The sequence below is a fragment of the Streptomyces sp. 8P21H-1 genome, from assembly GCF_013302945.1.
The window spans coordinates 1-434 of record NZ_JABTYA010000109.1; the positions used below are offsets into that span (position 1 = coordinate 1).

Sequence of the window (434 nt, forward strand, 5' to 3'; positions counted from 1 at the left end):
ACCAGTATCGGAAGAAGCAGCGCGAGCCCTACCAGGGCACGATCGACGATCTCGAGGACTGGCAGCTCGGCGGCGCGGAGTCGACCACGGCCACATCGAGCCGCTCGGCCGAGGCGGAGGCGATCGACCGCATGCCGGACAGCGCCGTCAAGGACGCGCTGCAGGCGATCCCCGAAGACTTCCGACTCGCGGTGTACCTGGCGGACGTGGAGGGCTTCGCGTACCAGGAGATCGCCGACATCATGAAGACCCCCATCGGAACCGTGATGAGCCGGCTGCACCGCGGCCGTCGGCTGCTGCGGGATCTGTTGGCCGATTACGCGCGGGAGCGCGGGATCGAAACGACACGCGTGAGGAGCGCACGATGAGCGACTGTGGCTGCGACAAGGCGAAAAGGGACCTCGAGGAGTTCCTCCGGAACGAGGTCTGTCGGA

Annotated in this window: 1 protein-coding gene; it reads left to right on the plus strand. The window is 66.8% G+C overall.

The window, feature by feature from the left end:
• Nucleotides 1–368, plus strand: a 368-nt coding sequence (locus HO151_RS02000) for a sigma factor-like helix-turn-helix DNA-binding protein (RefSeq protein ID WP_302479530.1), incomplete at its 5' end; no start/stop codon positions are given.
• Nucleotides 369–434 lie beyond the last annotated feature (66 nt).